Source organism: Cupriavidus sp. R6-3 (genome assembly GCF_059772245.1).
This window is the reverse complement of the sequence record NZ_JCBAJO010000422.1, coordinates 1-1,772: the sequence shown is the minus strand read 5'-3', so window position 1 is coordinate 1,772 and position 1,772 is coordinate 1. Positions and strand designations below refer to the sequence as shown.

1 protein-coding gene is annotated in these 1,772 nt (G+C 68.6%); it reads left to right on the top strand.

Annotated elements, in window-relative coordinates; genetic code table 11:
- The first annotated feature begins 619 nt into the window (after positions 1–619).
- The gene (gene scpB / locus AC6EI8_RS26325) at positions 620–1,681 is read left to right on the top strand and encodes an SMC-Scp complex subunit ScpB (protein WP_226108701.1); all 1,062 of its coding nucleotides are present in this window, start codon (positions 620–622) and stop codon (positions 1,679–1,681) included.
- Positions 1,682–1,772: the final 91 nt, after the last annotated feature.

Here is a 1,772-nt window from a genome sequence, read left to right as displayed (position 1 = left end):
TGGCCGCGCACGGCTTCTGCCTGACCCTCTGATGGCGGGCCGGCCCCTGCGTCCCAAGCCCGCGGTTGCAGGCCGGCGCGGGAATGCCATACAATCGCGGGAAGCCACGGCGACCGGGCCGCTTTCGCGCAGGTGTCGTGGTCGCCCGGTCGCGCTTGTTCCAGGCGTCTGTCACGGCACTCATGGGTTTCCATACCCATCTCCCTCCCCGCACTGTCCGGCTAGAACATCCGGTGTCGACATCGGCCAAGAATACCGGCCAGCGGCGTGGCAGCGAGGGGCCCGACAGGCTGCACGCCAGGCCATGACCAAGTTGTCTCGCAATCCGGACGGTCACGACCGCCCGGGCGTGTCGGCCGCAACAGGGGAGACGGCGCGACGCGCTGGTCCTTCCGCCGACCGATATCGGGAGACGGGCGGACGATCTTCTGCCGGACCGGACCGGCAATCGATGCACCGATGAGAAGCGCGCGGACCCGATGCGGCAAGCATCCCGGTCGGCAGCGCGATGAATGGCGGCAGGCGTCCCTGAAGCGGAACGCGCGCCGCTGAATCGACCAATCTCCAGCGCGTCCGGGTGTCACGGACGCAGATGCAAAGACAGGCCGCACACCACAACATGAATACCCAAGAGGCGAAAATCGTCCTCGAGACGGCGCTGATCTGCGCGCAGGAGCCGCTGCGCGTCGCCGATCTGCGCCGCTTGTTCGCCGACGACGTCGGCGCCGACACGATCCGTGTTCTGCTGGAGGAGTTGCGCAAGGACTGGGAGCCGCGCGGTGTCGAGCTGGTGGCGCTGGCAAGCGGCTGGCGCTTTCAGAGCCGTCCGGCGATGCGCGAATACCTGGACCGGCTCAATCCGGAAAAGCCGCCGAAATACTCGCGCGCGGTGATGGAGACGCTGGCCATCATCGCCTATCGCCAGCCGGTGACGCGCGGCGATATCGAGGAAATCCGCGGGGTCACGGTCAGCACCGAAGTGATCAAGAAGCTCGAGGACCGCAGCTGGATCGAGGTCATCGGCCATCGCGACGTACCCGGCAAGCCCGCGCTGTACGCGACCACCAAGACCTTCCTCGACGACCTCGGGCTGCGTACGCTGGACGAACTGCCGCCGCTGGAGGATCCGCAGGCGCAGGTCCAGGAGGCGCTGCTGAAGCAGGGCGCCATCGATTTCGAAGAGGTCGCCACCGCGGCCGGCGTCGACGAAGAGGCATTTGCCGCGGCGCCGGAAGGCGTGGCGCAGGCCGATGGCATCGACGCCGCTGCGGTTCCTACGGCCGATGGGAGCGAAGGGCTGCATGGTGCCGATGCAGTTGATTCAGCTGATGCAGCCGATGCCGCCGATGAGGCGCCCCAGGATGTGGCGCTCGCCGAAGATGTAGCCGCGGCCGGCGTGGCCACCGGGGAAGGGTCCCCTGAGATGTCCGGCGAGGGGCAGCCACGGGCCGATGCCGATGACTCCGCCGAAGCCCCGGCGATGGCCGCGGCGGCGGGGTCCGAGGATGCCGCCGGCGCTGCCGAGGCCACCGACGCTGCCGAAGGCGCCGAAGCGCCCGAAGCCGCCGAAGCGCCCGAAGCCGCCGAAGCTGGCGGCGAGTCCGCCGGCCAGGCCGACGCCGACGCGCCCCAACTCGATGAACGCGATGCCGACGAGCATGGCACGCGCGTCCCGAACTAAGACCAGATGCAACAAGCGAGTGTGAATACTTTGTCCGACTCTATCGATCAAGACGTGCGCGAGGCTGAGACGCCTGCCGAGGGCGCCGCGC

Bases quoted from the DNA above. Each gene is read 5' to 3' on its own strand.
- scpB (WP_226108701.1), top strand. From the start codon at position 620: ATGAATACCCAAGAGGCGAAAATCGTCCTCGAGACGGCGCTGATCTGC.